Source organism: Sphingomonas suaedae, assembly GCF_007833215.1.
In the GTDB taxonomy this organism is placed as follows: Bacteria; Pseudomonadota; Alphaproteobacteria; order Sphingomonadales; family Sphingomonadaceae; genus Sphingomonas; species Sphingomonas suaedae.
Window position 1 is genome coordinate 3385353 of record NZ_CP042239.1, and the last position, 15165, is coordinate 3400517.

Below are 15165 nucleotides of genomic sequence, written 5' to 3' on the forward strand. Positions count from 1 at the left end.
GGAGAAAAGATATGACATGGCTCAACGAGCCGCTTGCGACGATCGCCTATTGCTGGCGGATCGAGCGGCGGGACGGGGTGGCGATCGGGCTCACCGCGCATGATCGCGACCTGACCGTCGACGGCTTTCGCTATCGTGCGGCGCCGGGGATGACGCCGTCGGCGGTGCGGCGCAGCGCGGCGTTCGATGCCGACAGCATGGACGTGACCGGCGCGTTGAGCGGGGCGGCGATCGGCGAGACCGATCTGCTCGCCGGGCGATGGGACGGGGCGCGGGTGGTGCTGTTCGCGGTCGACTGGAGCGATCCGGTCGATGCCATGCCGCTGGGCGAGGGCACGATCGGCGCGGTCGAGCTGCGCGACGGGACGCTGACCGCCGAGCTGCGCGGCGTGGCGGCGGCGCTGGAGGCGCCGGTGGTCGAGGCGACGTCGGCGGAGTGCCGTGCGGAGCTGGGGGATGCGCGCTGCCGCGTGGCGATGGCGGGGCGGCGGGTGCTGGCGCGGGTGCTGGCAGCGGACGGGGCCGTGCTGACGCTGGACGCCAGCGAGCCGGTGCCGGGCGGATGGGGCGGCGGGCGGCTGCGCTGGATGAGCGGGGGCAATTGCGGGCTGGGCGATACGGTGGCGCTGTCAGCGGGTGCGCAGGTGACGCTGCGACGTCCGCCGCGGTTCGATCCGCTGGGGGCGATGGTCGAGGTGAGCGAGGGGTGTGACAAGTCGATCGCGACCTGCGCGGGGCGGTTCGACAACGCGGCGAACTTTCGGGGCGAGCCCTATCTGCCGGGGATCGATCTTCTGACGCGATATCCGGGGGCATGAGCGCGCTCGAATTGGCGCGCGGCGCGATCGGCGCGCGGTTCCGGCTGCATGGGCGCGATGTCGCGCATGGGTTGGATTGTGTCGGGCTGGCGGGGCTTGCCTATGGGGCACAGGTACCGCGCGGCTATGCGCTGCGCGGGGGATCGGCGGAGCGGATCGCGGCAGTGGTGTGCGCGGCGGGGCTGGTGCGCGCCGGGGATGCGCGGCCGGGCGACCTGGTGCTGTTCCGCGCCGGGGCGGGGCAGCTGCATCTGGGAATCGCGAGCGAGATTGGCGTGATCCACGCCGATGCCGGGCTGCGCCGTGTGGTCGAGCGGCCGGGCGTGCCGCCATGGCCGGAACTGGCGCGGTGGCGGCGGGAGCACTGAGATGGCGACATTGGTACTGACCACGGTCGGCGGGATTTTCGGCGGGCCGATCGGCGCGATGCTGGGCGGGCTGGTCGGGCAGACCGTCGATCGCGAACTGCTGTTCAAGCCCAGGGGCCGTGAGGGGCCGCGGCTCACCGAGCTGGCGCTGCAGACATCGAGCTATGGCACGCCGATCCCGCAGCTGTTCGGGACGATGCGGGTGGCGGGGAGCGTGATCTGGGCGACCGACCTGGTCGAGCATCGCCATCGCGAGGGCGGCAAGGGGCGGCCGACGGTGACCAGCTATAGCTACACCGCCTCGTTCGCGGTGGCGCTGTCCGCGCGGCCGATACTGTCGGTGGGGCGGATCTGGGCGGACGGCAAGCTGTTGCGCGGCGCGGCGGGGGACTGGAAGGCGCGGACCGGGTTCCGCCTACACCTTGGGGGAGAGGATCAGGCGGTCGATCCGCTGATCGCGTCGGCCGAGGGCATCGCTGTCGCACCCGCGCACCGCGGCATCGCCTATGCGGTGTTCGAGGACCTGGAGCTGGCCGATTATGGCAACCGGATTCCATCGCTAACCTTTGAGGTGAGCGCCGATGCGGGTCCGGTGAGCGCGGGGGCGGTGATCGAGCAGGTCTCGCGCGGGGCGGTGCGAGCGGGCGAGGGCGGGCCGGCGATCGGCGGCTTTTCGGCCTATGGCGGATCGATGCGCGGGGTTGTCGAGCCGCTGGCGCAGGCGTGCGGCGGGTGGCCGGTCGTTGCGGGCGGCCAGCTTGCCATCGCGGCGGGGGATGGGGCGGCGGTGACGGTGCGCGACCGAGGCGCGGGCGTGCGGGGGCGGGAGCGGCGGAGCATCGCGACTCCCGATCGGGCGGTGCGGCGGGTGGCGTTGAGCCACTATGATCCGGCGCGCGACTATCAGGCGGGGGTTCAGATCGCGAGCTGGGGCGTGGGGCAGGACCGTGAGTTACGGATCGAGCTCCCCGCTGCCTTGTCGGCCCAGGCGGCAAAGCAGCTGGCGCAGGGCGCGCTGACCCGGACCGATGCCGACCGCACCCGGCGGACGGTGGTGACCGGATGGGAGGGGCTGGCGATCATGCCGGGTGCGCGGGTGGCGATCGAAGGTGAGAGCGGGCGTTGGCGCGTGGTCGAGACGCTGGTCGAAGCCGAAGAGGTGCAGCTCCAGCTGACGCCGATCGCTCCGCCTGCGCTGGCGGGACCAGCGGTTCCGGGCCGGGTGATCGGGGCGCCCGATGTCGCGCAGGGGCAAACAATCCTTCATGCGTTCGAGCTGCCGCCGCTGGCCGATGGCGCGTCGAGCGCGGCGCGGGTGCTGGTCGCGGCGTGCGGCGACGCTCCGGGCTGGCGCAAGGCCGTGCTGGCGACGAGCATCGACGGCGGGGTGCGCTGGGAGGCGGCCGGAGCGACGGTTCAGCCTGCGGTGATCGGCACGGTAGCGAGCCCTGCCGGAGCGGCGAGCGCGGCGATCGAGGATCGCCGGTCGCTGCTGGTGGTCGATCTTGCGCATCAGGAGATGGTGCTGAGCGATGCCGATCCCGATGCGCTGGCAGCGGGGGGCAATCTGGCGCTGGTGGGCGAGGAGCTGATCCAGTTTGCCCATGCCGAGCCGCTGGGTGGCGGGCGATGGGCGCTGAGCGGCCTGTGGCGGGGACGACGCGGAACGGAGGAGGCGATCGGAACCGGCGTGGTCGGGGACCGATTCGTGCTGATCGAGGCGGCGACGCTGGTGACGCTGGACGGGCTGGCGGGAGCAGGTGCGACGGTGACGATCATGGCGACCGGCGTGGGCGATCCCGATGCGGTGGAGGCCCATGTTCTTGTGACCGGTCGGTCCATCACTCCGCCGGCTCCCGTCGCGCTGCGTGCCGAACGTTCGGCGGAGGGAGGGTGCAGGCTGCGCTGGACTCGGCGGAGCCGGGTTGGATGGCGCTGGAGCGATGGGGCCGATGCGCCGCTGGGCGAGAGCGTCGAACGCTATCAGGTGCGACTCCTGCCGTCAGGCCTCCCCGAGCAGTTGGTGATGACCGACGTGCCCGAACTGATGCTGTCGCCTGGGATCTCCGACCCCGGGGAACTTACCGTGGAGGTCAGGCAGGCCGGCGATCACGGCCTGTCGCGCGCCGCAATTCTTGTCCTCGATATCGAACCGGAGTGAGCGATGAACCACAGCACGCGATTCGCGTTGCCGATGCTGCACGCAGGGCAGGCGCAAAAGGAAGTGTTCCACAATGAGGCACTGACGATCATCGATATCCTGCTCCACGCCGGGGTGATCGACATCGCTGTCGATGCCCCCCCGGCCGAGCCGCAGGTCGGCGAGGCGTGGATTGTCGGCGCCGCGCCCCTGGACGCATGGAGCGGTCACCCGTCGGAGATCGCGGCATGGACCGAAGGCGGGTGGCGATTCGTCGCGCCGACTCCAGGAATGACTGTGTGGGTGGATAGCGGGGGGCTTTATGCCCGTTTTCGCGATGGGGAATGGCGATTGGGGACCCTTGTCGCGGAGCGGGTGGAAGTCGGCGGCATTCAGGTGGTGGGACCGCAGGCTGCGGCGATTCCCGCGCCCGAAGCTGGAACCACTATTGACGCGGAGGCGCGATCGGCGATTAATGCCGTTCTGGATGCGCTTCGCGCGCACGGACTGATCGCTGGCGGCTGACTGTGACGTTACGGCAACAGTCCCCGGATTTTGTTCGCTTGCGCGGAAACTTTCCAGCGGTTAGGAAGTTAGCGCTGTCCGAAGTGGCAACCTAAGAAAGGGGATTAAGATGCGGAAGCTGGCCGTAACTCTGGCACTTGCTTCGACCGCTCTGAGCACGCCCGCCCTCGCCCGCGACGATGCGTGGTATGTGGGCGTTGAAGGCGGCGCGATGATCGTCGAAGACATCGATTATGACATCGGAACCGTTACCGACGGTGGCGTTGCCGATAACGACACCGGCTGGGATGTCGGCGGTACGATCGGCTACGATTTCGGCGGGTTCCGTGCCGAGGCCGAAGTCAGCTATCGTCGTGCAGGCCTTGATGCCTATAGCTCGTCGCTGACGACTCCGGCTTACACGTCCGGAGGCGCACTGGTCGCAATGCCCTCGGGCAATTACGACTATGCCGGCGGCACCACCAGCGCGCTGAGCTTCATGGTCAACGGTATGCTCGACTTCGGTGACGATGACGGCATTCAGGGCTTTGTCGGCGGTGGCGTCGGCGTTGCCCGCGTCAAGGCCGACTATGCGCTGAACACCTATGGGTCGTTCCTCGACGATTCCGACACCGTCTTCGCCTGGCAGGCGATTGCGGGTCTGCGTCAGGCCGTCACCGACAATATCGACGTGACGCTGAAGTATCGCTTCTTCAACGCGGACAATGTCCGCCTGGTCGATGTGACGGGCCGCACCTTCGACGGTGGCTTCCGCTCGCACAGCCTGCTGGGTGGCGTGACCTTCAACTTTGGCGAGCCGGCTGCACCGCCGCCCCCGCCGCCTCCGCCGCCCCCGCCGCCGCCGCCGCCGGCTCCGACCCCTCCGCCTCCGCCGCCGCCGGTGGTGTGCACCCCGGGGCCGTACATTGTCTTCTTCGAATGGGACAAGTCGGACATCACGCCGGAAGCAGCGGGCATCCTCGACAACGCCATCTCGGCCTATCAGGATTGCGGCAACGCTCAGGTCATGCTTGCCGGTCACGCCGACCGTTCGGGCGCAGCCAGCTACAATGTCGGCCTCTCGCAGCGTCGTGCGGACTCGGTCCGTGCGTATCTGTCGGGTCGCGGCATTCCAGACGGCGTCATCAGCTCGGAAGCGTTCGGCGAAAGCCGACCGCGTGTCGATACTGCCGACGGCGTGCGCGAGCTGCAGAACCGCCGCGTGGAAATCACTTACGGTCCGGGTTCGGGCATGTAAGCCACGCGGTCCACTCTGTGGATCGACAAGATTTGGGGAGGTCGGGAAACCGGCCTCCCTTTTTCTTTGCGGTTTAGGGCGCGATGCCCTGAAGCGCTTGCACGACGCAGGGCGAGGCGTTCAGATCGTGGGATGATCGCTTCCGCGCCCCAATCAGGATTGGTCCGTCGGTCCGATCCGATGTGGTTCGCTTCGCATGGCGCCGAGCGCATTGACGCCGTCGCCCTGCCGCTGTGCGGGGAGATCGAGCGGGCGATTGCGACGCTTCCCCGCGACCAGCCCGGATTGCGGATTCACGGCACGCCAGGGCTCTCGGCGTTGCTCGAGCCGGGCGGCGCGATCGCAGCGACGGTGGCAGGTTTCGCGGGTGGCCTCTCTCGCCCCGTTCGCGCACTTCTTTTCGACAAGAGTGCGCCGACCAACTGGTCGCTTGCATGGCATCAGGACCGAACGATCTGCGTCCGGGAAAGGCGAGACGTTGCGGGCTTTGGCCCGTGGACGGTCAAGTCGGGCCTGCTTCACGTCGCGCCGCCCATCGCAGTGCTGGAGCGCATGGTAACGATCCGTATCCATCTCGACGACGTGCCTGCCGACAATGCGCCGCTGCTGATTGCGCCCGGTTCGCATCGCGTCGGCCTGGTCCGCGAAGACACGATCGACGCGGTCGTCAAGGACTGCGGCGTTCACGTCTGCACTGCGTGGACGGGGGACATCTGGCTTTATGCGACGCCTATCCTGCACGCGTCGCAAGCGGCGGCGGTGCCGCGGCGGCGGCGCGTGCTCCAGGTGGACTATGCGGCGTTCGATCTGCCCGGCGGGCTGATATGGTCAGGTATTTGATGCGGTAGCTGTGGCGAGCCAGTCGGGAATGAGCGCATCCCCCATCGCTTCGACGCGGCGATGTTCGACCATCAGGCCGAGCTCCGGATAGGTCGCGCGGGTGCGGTCGCCTGGGTCGCCGAGCGGGGCGACCACCAGACGACGGTTGATCTTGGCGCGCCAGTTCATCCGCGCGGTGTTTTCCTGACCAACATAGCAGCCTTTGGCGAAGCTCACCCCGTTCAGTTCGGCGGCGTTGCATTCGAGCCAGAGGGTCTTGTCCTGGCCGAGTTCACCAACGCCCTCGGTCACGCCAAGACGCAGGCGGTGCTCCAGCCAGCCTATCGCGGCATCGCCCATGGCCTCCCCGAGCCAGCGCCAGCCAAGCTCGGCAAGGCGCGGATCGGGATCGCCGCGCCCGGGTGTTGGCGACCAGTGCACGCCGCCCTCGACAGGCTCGATCGCAATCGGCCGGCGCAGGCGGTAGATCGACAGACGGCGGATGAGCGCGTCGCGCTGTTCCGCTTCGCAATCGAGCAGGAATGCGCCCTCCGCATCCCAGAGAATGAAATCGAACAGCGCCTTGCCCTGTGGCGAGAGCAGGCCGGCCCAGAGCGGCGCGCCGGGGCGGACATTGTTCATGTCCTGCGTTACCAGCCCCTGCAGGAAGCCGCGCACATCTTCGCCGGATACACGGATCAGGGCGCGATCGGCCAAAAGGGTCGGGTTGGGCAGGGTGGCATCACTCATGGCGAACAGGTAGGAGGTACGCCAAGCAAGCGAAAGAGGCTGAGATGGCGACGTTCGATCTGAAACTCGTTGGCGGCACGGTACATCTGCCCGCCGGCCCGGCAAGGCTCGACGTCGGCGTGCGGGACGGGAAGATCGTCGCAATCGGTGCGGCGGGGGATGCGGGCGAGACGATCGACTGTACCGGGCTGGACGTGTTGCCGGGGGTGATCGACACACAGGTGCATTTCCGCGAGCCGGGGCTTGAAGCCAAGGAAGATCTGGAATCCGGGAGCCGCGCGGCTGTGCTGGGCGGGGTGACCGCGGTGTTCGAGATGCCGAACACCAAGCCCAATACCGACAGCGCCGATGCGGTGAACGACAAGCTCGCGCGGGCTCGGGATCGGATGTGGTGCGACCATGCCTTCTACGTCGGGGCGACCAACCATAATGCTGAGCATCTCGCCGAGCTGGAGCGCATTCCCGGCACGGCGGGGGTGAAGATCTTCATGGGCGCCTCGACCGGCGATTTGCTGGTGTCGGACGACACGAACCTCGCGCGGGTGCTGGCGAGCGGGCATCGTCGCGTCGCGATCCATGCCGAGGACGAATTCCGGATGAACGACCGCGAGGGCGAGCGGGTGGCGGGCGATCCGTCGAGCCATCCGGTGTGGCGCGACGATGAGAGCGCGATCCTGGCGACGCGGCGCATCCTGAAGCTGGCGCGGGAGGCGCGGCGGCGTATCCATGTGCTGCATGTGACGACGCCTGCCGAGCTGGAATTGCTGAGCCAGCACAAGGACATCGCGACGTGCGAGGTGACGCCGCAGCACCTGACGCTGGCGGCCGAGGACGCGTATCCGCGGCTGGGCAGCTATGCGCAGATGAATCCGCCGATCCGCTCAGCGGCGCATCGCGACGGGCTGTGGCACTGGCTCAACCAGGGCGTGCCCGATGTGCTGGGGTCGGATCATGCGCCGCACACGATCGAGGAAAAGGCCAAGCCCTATCCCGCGTCGCCGAGCGGGATGCCGGGGGTGCAGACATTGCTGCCGCTGCTGCTCGACCATGTCGCCAAAGGGCGGACGACGCTCCAGCGGCTGATCGATCTCACCAGCGCGGGCCCGCAGCGGGTGTTCGGGCTGGTCGGCAAGGGGCGGATTGCGCCGGGGTATGACGCGGATTTCACCGTGGTGGACCTGAAGAAACAGTGGACTGTCGAGGAAAGCTGGCTGGCGTCGCGCTGCGGCTGGTCGCCATTCACCGGGGACCAGCTCACCGGCAAGCCGATCGGGACGATCATCCGCGGGCGCAAGGTGATGTGGGACGGGCAGCTGGCGAACAGCGCACACGGGCGGCCGGTGCGGTTCGAGGCGGTCGAGTTCGGGTGAGATGGTGGCGCTGCTCGACTTCGTTTGCGAGGTCGTCGAACGGCTCGAAGACCGCTACGGTCGGATCGTCGCGTGGCTATTCGCGCTCATTCTTGCCGTGGTTGCTCCCATCCTCGCCATCGTCGCCGGCTTTTGGTGGTATCTCGGCTGAGCGCTATTCGGCAGCCTCAGCCACCGCCTCCCGCTCGGCCTGCTGGCGCGCCCACATTTCGGCGTAGATCCCGCGCTGCTCCAGCAGCTCGGCGTGCGTACCCTGTTCGGCGATCTGACCATTCTCCAGCACCACGATGCGGTCGGCGTTGACCACGGTCGACAGGCGGTGGGCGATGACGATGGTGGTGCGGCCGCGTTCGATCGCCTCCAGCGTGTCGAGGATTTCCGCCTCGGTGCGCGAATCGAGCGCGCTGGTCGCTTCGTCGAGGATCAGGATCGGCGGGTTCTTGAGCAGCGTCCGCGCGATGGCAACGCGCTGCTTTTCGCCGCCTGAGAGCTTCAGGCCGCGCTCGCCGACGCGGGTGCTGTAGCCGTCGGGCATCGATTCGATGAAGCCGGCGATGGCGGCTCCGCGCGCGGCCTGTGCCACCTCGTCGGCGTTCGCCCCTTCGCGGCCATAGGCGATGTTGTAGCCGACCGTGTCGTTGAACAGCACCGTATCCTGCGGCACGATGCCGATCGCTGCGCGTAAGGACGCCTGCGTCACCTGCGAGATATCCTGCCCGTCGATCGTCACCCGCCCGCCGGTGAGGTCGTAGAAACGGTAGAGGATACGCGCGAGCGTCGACTTGCCCGCGCCGGACGGGCCGACCACGGCGACGGTCTGCCCCGGCGTGATGACCAGATCGATGCCCTTGAGGATTTCGCGGTCGCGGTCATAGCCGAATCGGACATCCTCGAACCGCACCTCGCCGCGATCGACGCGGAGCGCCGGGGCGCCGGGGGCGTCCTTCACCTCGGCATCGGTGTCGATCAGGTCGAACATCGCGCCCATGTCGATCACCCCCTGGCGGATCGTGCGATAGACCCAGCCGAGCATGTCGAGCGGACGGAACAGCTGGCTGAGCAGGGTCGACACGAACACGACGTCGCCTGCGGTGAAGTCTCCTGTGGACCAGCCCCAGGCGACCACCGCCATCCCCGCGCCCAGCATGAAATTGGTGATGAGCGACTGGCCCATGTTGAGCCAGGCGAGCGAATTCTCGCTCTTCACTGCGGCGCTGGCATAGGCCTCGACCGCCGCGGAATAGCGATCCGCCTCGCGCTTCTCGGCGTTGAAATACTTCACCGTCTCGAAATTCAGCAACGAATCCACCGCATGGGCCACCGCGCCGGTATCGAGATCGTTCATCTGCGTGCGCAGCTTGGCGCGCCAGTCGGTGACCCAGCGGGTGAAGGCGATGTAGATGACGACCATCGCCAGGGTCGACGCGACCAGCCACATGCCGAACTTGCTGCCGAACAGTTGCAGCACCAGCGCCAGTTCGAGGATCGTCGGCGCGATGTTGAACAACAGGAAATAGAGCATCGAATCGATGCTTTTGGTGCCGCGTTCGACCACCTTGGTCACCGCGCCGGTGCGGCGTTCGAGGTGGAAGCGTAGCGAAAGCTGGTGGAGGTGGCGGAAGGTGACGATGGCGAGATTACGCGTGGCCTCCTGCCCCACTTTCTCGAACACCGTATTACGCAGATTGTCGAAGATGGTCGTGAACAACCGCGCGGCGGCATAGCCGACAACCATCAGAATGACGAAGGTCACCGCGCCGGTTTCTCCGATCGCCATCGCATCGACCGCGGCCTTGAGCGCGAAGGCGGCACCATAGACCTGAACCACCTTCGACAGCAGCACGAGACACAGCGCAACGACGATGCGCGCCTTCAGCCCCGGCGCACCGGCAGGCCAGAGATAGGGAAGAAAACGTCGGAGCGTGGCGAACATCGGGCGTTCGCCGCCGACAGGGGCAGTATCGGGAGGCATTGCCGCAATCTGGGGCTGCGCAGGCGCCGATGCAACGATGCATGAAACAAACCGCCATCGCCATCCGTTAGGAAAGGCGAGGAGCGAGACAGATGGAACCCGTTTTCTACGTGATGGCGATCATGGGCTGCGGCGATCTTCAGGATCAATGCCAACAGGCGCGGATCGAGCCGGTCCGGTATCAAAGCGCGGCACAATGCCAGGCGGCGATGGCACAGGTGCTGCCGCGCCACACCGACCTTTCCTACCCGACCATTGCCGCGACCTGTCAGCGCCGGGGCGAGCAGATGGCGCGCAACATGGCAAAGCCGCGCCACTATTGACCTTAAGGCTATTCGCCGGGCGGTGGCCCAGGATAGTTGATCGGGCCGACGCCCCATGCAAATGGCCGTAACGGTCCGCCCAGTGCTTCGACCAACGCAGCCTCGATCCGCCGTCGACTCTCCGCTGCGATTGCCTTTCGGCCCGGGAAGTCCCTGGGATCGAACGGCTCGAGATACTGAATGCGCAGTTCGAAACTGCCTTTGCGCGCCAGAACGCGGCGGGCATTGTTGACCCCGCCCTCCTCGCCGACCCACCCAATCTCTTCCCCGACATCGCCATAATCGAGTAGCACCGGTTGAACCATCACGCCGGGTGGCGGTGGTTCGAGCACCCGCAGCATCGGGGTCTTGAAGGGCAGCAGCGACTTGCCATCGGTGGTGGTCCCCTCCGGAAACACGGTAATCGCCCAGTTTTCTTCCAAGGCGAGGCGAAGTGCGTTGATCTGTTCGGCCACGCCCATACGGTTTTCGCGCTTGACGTACACCGTCCGGTTCAGTCCGGCGAGCCAGCCGACTATGGGCGATGCGCCGATCTCCGCCTTGGCGACAAAGGCGGTGCCGCTGGCGCCACCGAGCGCCAGGATATCGATCCAGGACAGATGGTTGGAGACGTAAAAGACGTCGCGGCGGAGCGGCGTGCCGACCACCTGCACCCGCGCGCCCGCGATCCGCCCGGCTCGGCCCAGGAACCAGCGGGGCCATGGGGAGGAGAGGCGCAGCAGCCGCCAGAGATAGTGCATCGGTACATGGGTGAGCACCGCGAGCAGCAACAGTCCGACCCGCCGCCAGAAACGGAAAGCCTCGGCCCGGGTCAGCCGGGTGGGGAGGCCGCGGGCGGCGTCGTGGCGCCGGGGATCGACGCCGGTCGCCACTGAATCAATTCTTGCGGTCGAGGGCGACGCCGTAGAGTTCCATCCGGTGATCGACCAGGCGATAGCCCAGTCGCTCGGCGATCTGCTTTTGCAGCAGTTCCAGCTCGGGGTCGACGAACTCGATGACCTTGCCCGTCTCGACGTCGATCAGATGGTCGTGATGCGCTTCAGGCGCGGGTTCGTAGCGCGCGCGACCGTCGCCGAAATCATGCCGGTCGAGAATTCCCGCCTCTTCGAAGAGCCGTACCGTGCGATAGACGGTCGCGATCGAGATGCCCGGATCGATCGCCGATGCGCGGGCATAGACTTTCTCGACATCGGGATGGTCGTCCGCTTCGGACAGGACGCGCGCGATCACCTTGCGCTGTTCGGTGATGCGCAGGCCCTTTTCATGGCACAGCGCTTCGAGATCGATCTTGCGGCTCATGACACCGCTGTAGCGGGAACAGGAGCAGGGGAAAAGGGGACGTGTGGTTCGCGCGCCACACGGAGATACGCCATCGGCCCGCGCCTCCCGATCAAGCTGCCGCTATGCAGCCGGGTGGGGCGGGCCGGTGTCGCAACCGGATGCACCGCCAAGGCACATCCGACAAACGATGCTCAGCGCTTGCGGCGCTTGGTTCCCAGCCCGATCTTCTTTGCCAGCGTGCGGCGCTGTTCGGCGTAGTTGGGGGCGACCATCGGATAGTCGGCGGGCAGGTTCCACTTGGCGCGATATTCGTCCGGGGTCATCTGATAATGGGTCATCAGATGCCGCTTGAGCATCTTGAGCTTTTTCCCGTCCTCAAGGCACACGATATAATCGGGCTTGATCGACGCGCGGATCGAAACGGCGGGCTCCTGCTTCTTCGCTTCCGGCTCCGGTTTCGCATTGCCCAAATTGGCGAGCGCACTGTGCACGTTGCCGATCAGCAGCGGGAGGTCCGAAACCGCCACGCTGTTATTGCTGACATGCGCCGCGACAATGTCTGCGGTCAGCGTGATCAGCGTTTCCTGCATGTCGTTCTGGGAGTCCATTTCGATCCTTTCGAATATACGCGACGGGTACTAGTTACGGGCCGCTGCCGCGCGCTATCGAACTTGTCGGAGGGTATTTCAACCCCCGCACTACCCAAACAGCGCGGTTTATCCGATCGTTTTTGAAAATGTGTGCGCGTCGAATGATTTGCCGTCCTTTCCGCGATAGTAATCGCGGCGTTCACCGATCTTTTGGAAACCTTCGGATCGATACAGGCGGACTGCGTCGTTGTTGCTGCGCACTTCGAGATGCAGAAAACGGGCGCCGCGATCACATGCTTGCGTGACGATCGTGCGGAGCAATGCGGTGCCGATCCCGCGTCGTCGCATGGTCGGTCGGATTGCCAGCAACAGCAACTCGCCCTCGTCCAGCACGGTACGTGCCAGCGCAAAACCGGCGGGTTGGTTGTCGATCCAGGCGATGACGAACCACACGCCGGGGAGCGCCAGCATCCCCAGACACTGGCTGGGCGTCCATGCTTCGCCGAACCGGGGATCGAACGCTTCGGCCATGATCGCATTGACGTGCGGCAGGTCGGCGGCGCTCCCCTGAACGATCTCGATCGGGCAGGGCGCCGTGCTCATGCGGCGGCGAGCGGCTTTGCGTCGGGCGCGCGACCGTAAATGGGGCGGGGCGGCAATGACGTCAGCGCTGGTGGCAGCAGAATCGCGTCGGCGGCGCGAGGCAGCGCCGGGCGCAGGTCGAGCGACGGGTCGAGCGCGGCGAGATGCCGCACGCCATTGCCCGCCGCCGCGCGCCCGCCGAGCAGCGCCAGCGCCGCCTCGGGCTTCAATGAGGCAAAGGCCAGGGTTGGCGCGAGATGGCGGTCATAGGCGGCCATGAAGACCTCACCATGCCCGCCTTCCAGAACGACCGCCAGTTCCGCGCTACCCGGATCGGCGGCAAAGGCGGCAGCAGCGATGAGCGGAAGCGAGGAGAAGCCGAGCGCCTCCGCCCCCCAGCCCAGCGCCAGCCCGCGTGCGGCGGCAATCCCCACCCGAATTCCGGTGAAACTGCCCGGGCCGCAATCGACGAGGATGCGGCCTGCGCGTCCGCCATCGGGCAGTTCGGCGACCATCGGGATCAGCCGTTCCGCATGGCCGCGCCCCACGTCTTCGTGTCGATCGGCGATGACCGCCCCGCCCTCGATCAACGCGACCGAACAGGCGGCGGTGGCGGTTTCGATGACGAGGGTCCTAGTCAATCCTGTTGAACTTCCCGAACTCGGGGCGCGGCGAGCGGCCAAAGATGCTTTCGGGATCCCCCTTGCCGAAGGTCGAGATGAAATTCACCCGCACGCTCGGCTGATCGGCAAAGAACGCCGCCTCGACCTTGGCCGGGTCGAACCCCGACATCGGCCCGGTGTCCCAGCCCAGTGCACGCGCCGCCATCAGGAAATAGGCGCCCTGCAGCGAGGAGTTGCGGAACGCATGGTCGCGACGCTTTTCCGGGTCGCCCTCGAACCAGCTCTTCGCATCGGTATGCGGGAACAGCCAGGGTAGCTCCTCATGAAAATTCAGGTCCATGCCGATCACCACTGCGGCGGGCGCCTTGCGGATCTTGTCGGGGTTGGTGCCAGTCGCGCAATCGGCGAGCTTGTCCTTCGCGTCCTGCGACAGACACCAGACGAAGCGCGCGGGCTGCTGGTTGGCCGATGTCGGCCCCATCTTGAGCAGATCGTAGATCGCCTCAATATCCGTCGGCGTCACCTCGCCCGGCAGATAGCCGTTATAAGTGCGCGCGGTGCGAAACAGCGTGTCGAGTGCGGCGTCGTTTACCGGCGTTCCCATCAGACGGCTCTCACTTCGGTGACTTCGGGAACATAATGTTTCAGCAATTGCTCGATCCCGTTCTTGAGCGTCGCGGTGGAGGAGGGGCATCCGGCGCAGGCGCCCTGCATCTGGAGGAATACCTTCCCCTTGTCGAAGCCGCGATAGACGATGTCGCCGCCGTCATTGGCGACGGCGGGACGCACGCGCGTTTCGATCAGCTCCTTGATCTGGGCGACGATATCGGCATCCTCGGGATCGTCCTCGAAATCGCTATCGGCGGGCGGAACGCTGAACCCTGCCGCGCTGCCCTGACGGAACAGCGGCATGTTGGCGCTGAAATGATCGAGCAGAATGCCGAGTACATCGGGCTTGAGATTGGGCCAGTCGACGCCGGGCGCGGCGGTGACCGAGATGAAGTCGCGGCCGAAGAATACGCCGGTCACGTCGCCCAGCGCGAACAGCGCGTCCGCCAGCGGCGAGACCTCGGCCTCTTCGGGCGTCGCGAAATCGCGCGTGCCGGTGTCCATAACGGTCCTGCCGGGCAGGAATTTGAGTGTCGCCGGGTTGGGCGTCAGTTCGGTTTCGATCAGCATGGCTCCCATTTGGGGGCAAGGGCGCAACGCATCAAGCAAGGAAAGCGAAAGCCTTGGTTACAGGGGTCTTTGGATTGGGTTTCAGCTTCGCTGAATCAACACCGCCCTCCGCAGCCGGTTCGGCGATAGTTCGCATCACCGGAGCCTTGGGCTGCCCCGCCCCCTCCTTCACCCGGCCGCCCGTGAAAGATATCCTGAAGTGGCTGGCCGGGTGGGGGAGCGGGCGGGTACCGTCCAACTGCAAACGAATTGAGCGAGATGCTTTTCTTTTCGGTCGAGGGGGAGTAAGGCACCGCGACTTTTTCTGATCCGTACCAAGAGGTTTGTTTGGCCAAGGAAGAACTGCTTGAAATGCGCGGCCGCGTTGTGGAGTTGCTCCCCAATGCGATGTTCCGCGTGAAACTCGAGAATGATCACGAGATTCTCGGCCATACCGCCGGCAAGATGCGCAAGAACCGCATCCGCGTGCTGGTGGGCGACGAAGTGCTCGTCGAACTGACGCCCTATGACCTGACCAAGGGCCGCATCACCTATCGCTTCAAATGATCCGCCCGGTGGCGGATCATCCCCGCGCAGGCGGGGATCCAG

General features: G+C 66.5%; 19 protein-coding genes. 10 read left to right on the forward strand and 9 right to left on the reverse strand.

What is annotated here, in order from left to right:
- Positions 1–11: 11 nt before the first annotated feature.
- The 6 genes from FPZ54_RS16135 to FPZ54_RS16160 all read left to right on the forward strand — a co-directional run bounded on the left by FPZ54_RS16135 (position 12) and on the right by FPZ54_RS16160 (position 5928).
- The gene (locus tag FPZ54_RS16135; protein ID WP_145848860.1) at positions 12–818 is read left to right on the forward strand and encodes a DUF2163 domain-containing protein; all 807 of its coding nucleotides are present in this window, start codon (positions 12–14) and stop codon (positions 816–818) included.
- On the forward strand, positions 815–1186 hold the full coding sequence (locus FPZ54_RS16140; RefSeq protein WP_145848861.1) for an NlpC/P60 family protein: 372 nt from the start codon (positions 815–817) through the stop codon (positions 1184–1186). Before FPZ54_RS16135 ends, FPZ54_RS16140 begins: the two co-directional genes overlap by 4 nt.
- A 1-nt stretch (position 1187) precedes the next feature.
- Entirely contained in the window at positions 1188–3347 is a 2160-nt protein-coding gene (locus tag FPZ54_RS16145; protein WP_145848862.1) for a phage tail protein, read from the forward strand.
- Between the two features lie 3 nt (positions 3348–3350).
- Complete coding sequence (locus FPZ54_RS16150) at positions 3351–3851, forward strand: DUF2793 domain-containing protein (protein ID WP_145848863.1); 501 nt, start codon at positions 3351–3353, stop codon at positions 3849–3851.
- A 109-nt stretch (positions 3852–3960) separates the two neighbouring features.
- On the forward strand, positions 3961–5088 hold the full coding sequence (locus FPZ54_RS16155) for an OmpA family protein (protein WP_145848864.1): 1128 nt from the start codon (positions 3961–3963) through the stop codon (positions 5086–5088).
- Between the two features lie 180 nt (positions 5089–5268).
- Positions 5269–5928 (forward strand): phytanoyl-CoA dioxygenase family protein, encoded by a 660-nt coding sequence (locus FPZ54_RS16160; RefSeq protein WP_145849946.1) that lies wholly within the window; start codon positions 5269–5271, stop codon positions 5926–5928.
- Here the strand turns inward: FPZ54_RS16160 and ygfZ are convergent.
- Complete coding sequence (gene ygfZ, locus FPZ54_RS16165) at positions 5917–6657, reverse strand: CAF17-like 4Fe-4S cluster assembly/insertion protein YgfZ (RefSeq protein WP_145848865.1); 741 nt, start codon at positions 6655–6657, stop codon at positions 5917–5919. The two genes, FPZ54_RS16160 and ygfZ, sit on opposite strands and share 12 nt — an antisense overlap.
- Positions 6658–6701: 44 nt before the next feature.
- Between ygfZ and FPZ54_RS16170 the strand changes: the two genes are divergently transcribed.
- Together FPZ54_RS16170 and FPZ54_RS19955 are read left to right on the forward strand one after the other, a co-directional pair.
- A complete protein-coding gene (locus tag FPZ54_RS16170; protein WP_145848866.1) occupies positions 6702–8027 on the forward strand; it encodes a dihydroorotase in 1326 nt (441 codons plus the stop codon).
- 1 nt (position 8028) lies between these two features.
- The gene (locus tag FPZ54_RS19955; protein ID WP_186456796.1) at positions 8029–8178 is read left to right on the forward strand and encodes a hypothetical protein; all 150 of its coding nucleotides are present in this window, start codon (positions 8029–8031) and stop codon (positions 8176–8178) included.
- Positions 8179–8181: 3 nt separating this feature from the next.
- Here FPZ54_RS19955 and FPZ54_RS16175 read toward each other — a convergent pair whose 3' ends face one another.
- Complete coding sequence (locus FPZ54_RS16175; RefSeq protein WP_186456797.1) at positions 8182–9999, reverse strand: ABCB family ABC transporter ATP-binding protein/permease; 1818 nt, start codon at positions 9997–9999, stop codon at positions 8182–8184.
- A gap of 92 nt (positions 10000–10091) precedes the next feature.
- Between FPZ54_RS16175 and FPZ54_RS16180 the strand changes: the two genes are divergently transcribed.
- Positions 10092–10322, forward strand: a complete 231-nt coding sequence (locus tag FPZ54_RS16180) for a hypothetical protein (RefSeq protein WP_145848867.1) — start codon at positions 10092–10094, stop codon at positions 10320–10322.
- Positions 10323–10330: 8 nt separating this feature from the next.
- Here the strand turns inward: FPZ54_RS16180 and FPZ54_RS16185 are convergent, their stop codons facing one another.
- From FPZ54_RS16185 to FPZ54_RS16215, 7 genes are all read right to left on the reverse strand, one after another.
- A complete protein-coding gene (locus tag FPZ54_RS16185) occupies positions 10331–11194 on the reverse strand; it encodes a lysophospholipid acyltransferase family protein (protein WP_422396543.1) in 864 nt (287 codons plus the stop codon).
- A 4-nt stretch (positions 11195–11198) separates the two neighbouring features.
- Positions 11199–11621, reverse strand: a complete 423-nt coding sequence (locus FPZ54_RS16190) for a Fur family transcriptional regulator (RefSeq protein ID WP_145848868.1) — start codon at positions 11619–11621, stop codon at positions 11199–11201.
- Positions 11622–11794: 173 nt separating this feature from the next.
- Positions 11795–12211 (reverse strand): Ros/MucR family transcriptional regulator, encoded by a 417-nt coding sequence (locus FPZ54_RS16195; RefSeq protein ID WP_145848869.1) that lies wholly within the window; start codon positions 12209–12211, stop codon positions 11795–11797.
- A gap of 108 nt (positions 12212–12319) precedes the next feature.
- A complete protein-coding gene (rimI, locus tag FPZ54_RS16200) occupies positions 12320–12796 on the reverse strand; it encodes a ribosomal protein S18-alanine N-acetyltransferase (protein WP_145848870.1) in 477 nt (158 codons plus the stop codon).
- Positions 12793–13416 (reverse strand): tRNA (adenosine(37)-N6)-threonylcarbamoyltransferase complex dimerization subunit type 1 TsaB, encoded by a 624-nt coding sequence (gene tsaB, locus FPZ54_RS16205; protein ID WP_145848871.1) that lies wholly within the window; start codon positions 13414–13416, stop codon positions 12793–12795. Before tsaB ends, rimI begins: the two co-directional genes overlap by 4 nt.
- A complete protein-coding gene (locus FPZ54_RS16210) occupies positions 13409–14002 on the reverse strand; it encodes a malonic semialdehyde reductase (RefSeq protein WP_145848872.1) in 594 nt (197 codons plus the stop codon). The genes tsaB and FPZ54_RS16210 overlap by 8 nt, the downstream gene beginning before the upstream one ends.
- Positions 14002–14577, reverse strand: a complete 576-nt coding sequence (locus FPZ54_RS16215) for a NifU family protein (protein WP_145848873.1) — start codon at positions 14575–14577, stop codon at positions 14002–14004. Before FPZ54_RS16215 ends, FPZ54_RS16210 begins: the two co-directional genes overlap by 1 nt.
- 327 nt (positions 14578–14904) lie before the next feature.
- On the opposite strand from FPZ54_RS16215, the gene infA reads away from it, so the two are divergent.
- Positions 14905–15123 carry a translation initiation factor IF-1 gene (gene infA, locus FPZ54_RS16220; protein WP_033923152.1) on the forward strand — a complete coding sequence of 73 codons (219 nt, stop codon included), beginning with the start codon at positions 14905–14907 and terminating at the stop codon, positions 15121–15123.
- Positions 15124–15165 lie beyond the last annotated feature (42 nt).

Excerpts from the sequence above, each read along its gene's own strand:
- ygfZ (WP_145848865.1), bottom strand. The coding sequence starts at position 6,657 with ATGAGTGATGCCACCCTGCCCAACCCGACCCTTTTGGCCGATCGCGCC.
- FPZ54_RS16160 (WP_145849946.1), top strand. The coding sequence starts at position 5,269 with ATGTGGTTCGCTTCGCATGGCGCCGAGCGCATTGACGCCGTCGCCCTG.
- FPZ54_RS16135 (WP_145848860.1), top strand. The coding sequence starts at position 12 with ATGACATGGCTCAACGAGCCGCTTGCGACGATCGCCTATTGCTGGCGG.
- FPZ54_RS16145 (WP_145848862.1), top strand. The coding sequence starts at position 1,188 with ATGGCGACATTGGTACTGACCACGGTCGGCGGGATTTTCGGCGGGCCG.
- FPZ54_RS16190 (WP_145848868.1), bottom strand. The coding sequence starts at position 11,621 with ATGAGCCGCAAGATCGATCTCGAAGCGCTGTGCCATGAAAAGGGCCTG.
- FPZ54_RS16180 (WP_145848867.1), top strand. The coding sequence starts at position 10,092 with ATGGAACCCGTTTTCTACGTGATGGCGATCATGGGCTGCGGCGATCTT.
- rimI (WP_145848870.1), bottom strand. The coding sequence starts at position 12,796 with ATGAGCACGGCGCCCTGCCCGATCGAGATCGTTCAGGGGAGCGCCGCC.
- FPZ54_RS19955 (WP_186456796.1), top strand. The coding sequence starts at position 8,029 with ATGGTGGCGCTGCTCGACTTCGTTTGCGAGGTCGTCGAACGGCTCGAA.
- FPZ54_RS16210 (WP_145848872.1), bottom strand. The coding sequence starts at position 14,002 with ATGGGAACGCCGGTAAACGACGCCGCACTCGACACGCTGTTTCGCACC.
- FPZ54_RS16195 (WP_145848869.1), bottom strand. The coding sequence starts at position 12,211 with ATGGACTCCCAGAACGACATGCAGGAAACGCTGATCACGCTGACCGCA.
- FPZ54_RS16215 (WP_145848873.1), bottom strand. The coding sequence starts at position 14,577 with ATGCTGATCGAAACCGAACTGACGCCCAACCCGGCGACACTCAAATTC.
- FPZ54_RS16155 (WP_145848864.1), top strand. The coding sequence starts at position 3,961 with ATGCGGAAGCTGGCCGTAACTCTGGCACTTGCTTCGACCGCTCTGAGC.
- FPZ54_RS16140 (WP_145848861.1), top strand. The coding sequence starts at position 815 with ATGAGCGCGCTCGAATTGGCGCGCGGCGCGATCGGCGCGCGGTTCCGG.
- FPZ54_RS16150 (WP_145848863.1), top strand. The coding sequence starts at position 3,351 with ATGAACCACAGCACGCGATTCGCGTTGCCGATGCTGCACGCAGGGCAG.
- FPZ54_RS16175 (WP_186456797.1), bottom strand. The coding sequence starts at position 9,999 with ATGCCTCCCGATACTGCCCCTGTCGGCGGCGAACGCCCGATGTTCGCC.
- FPZ54_RS16170 (WP_145848866.1), top strand. The coding sequence starts at position 6,702 with ATGGCGACGTTCGATCTGAAACTCGTTGGCGGCACGGTACATCTGCCC.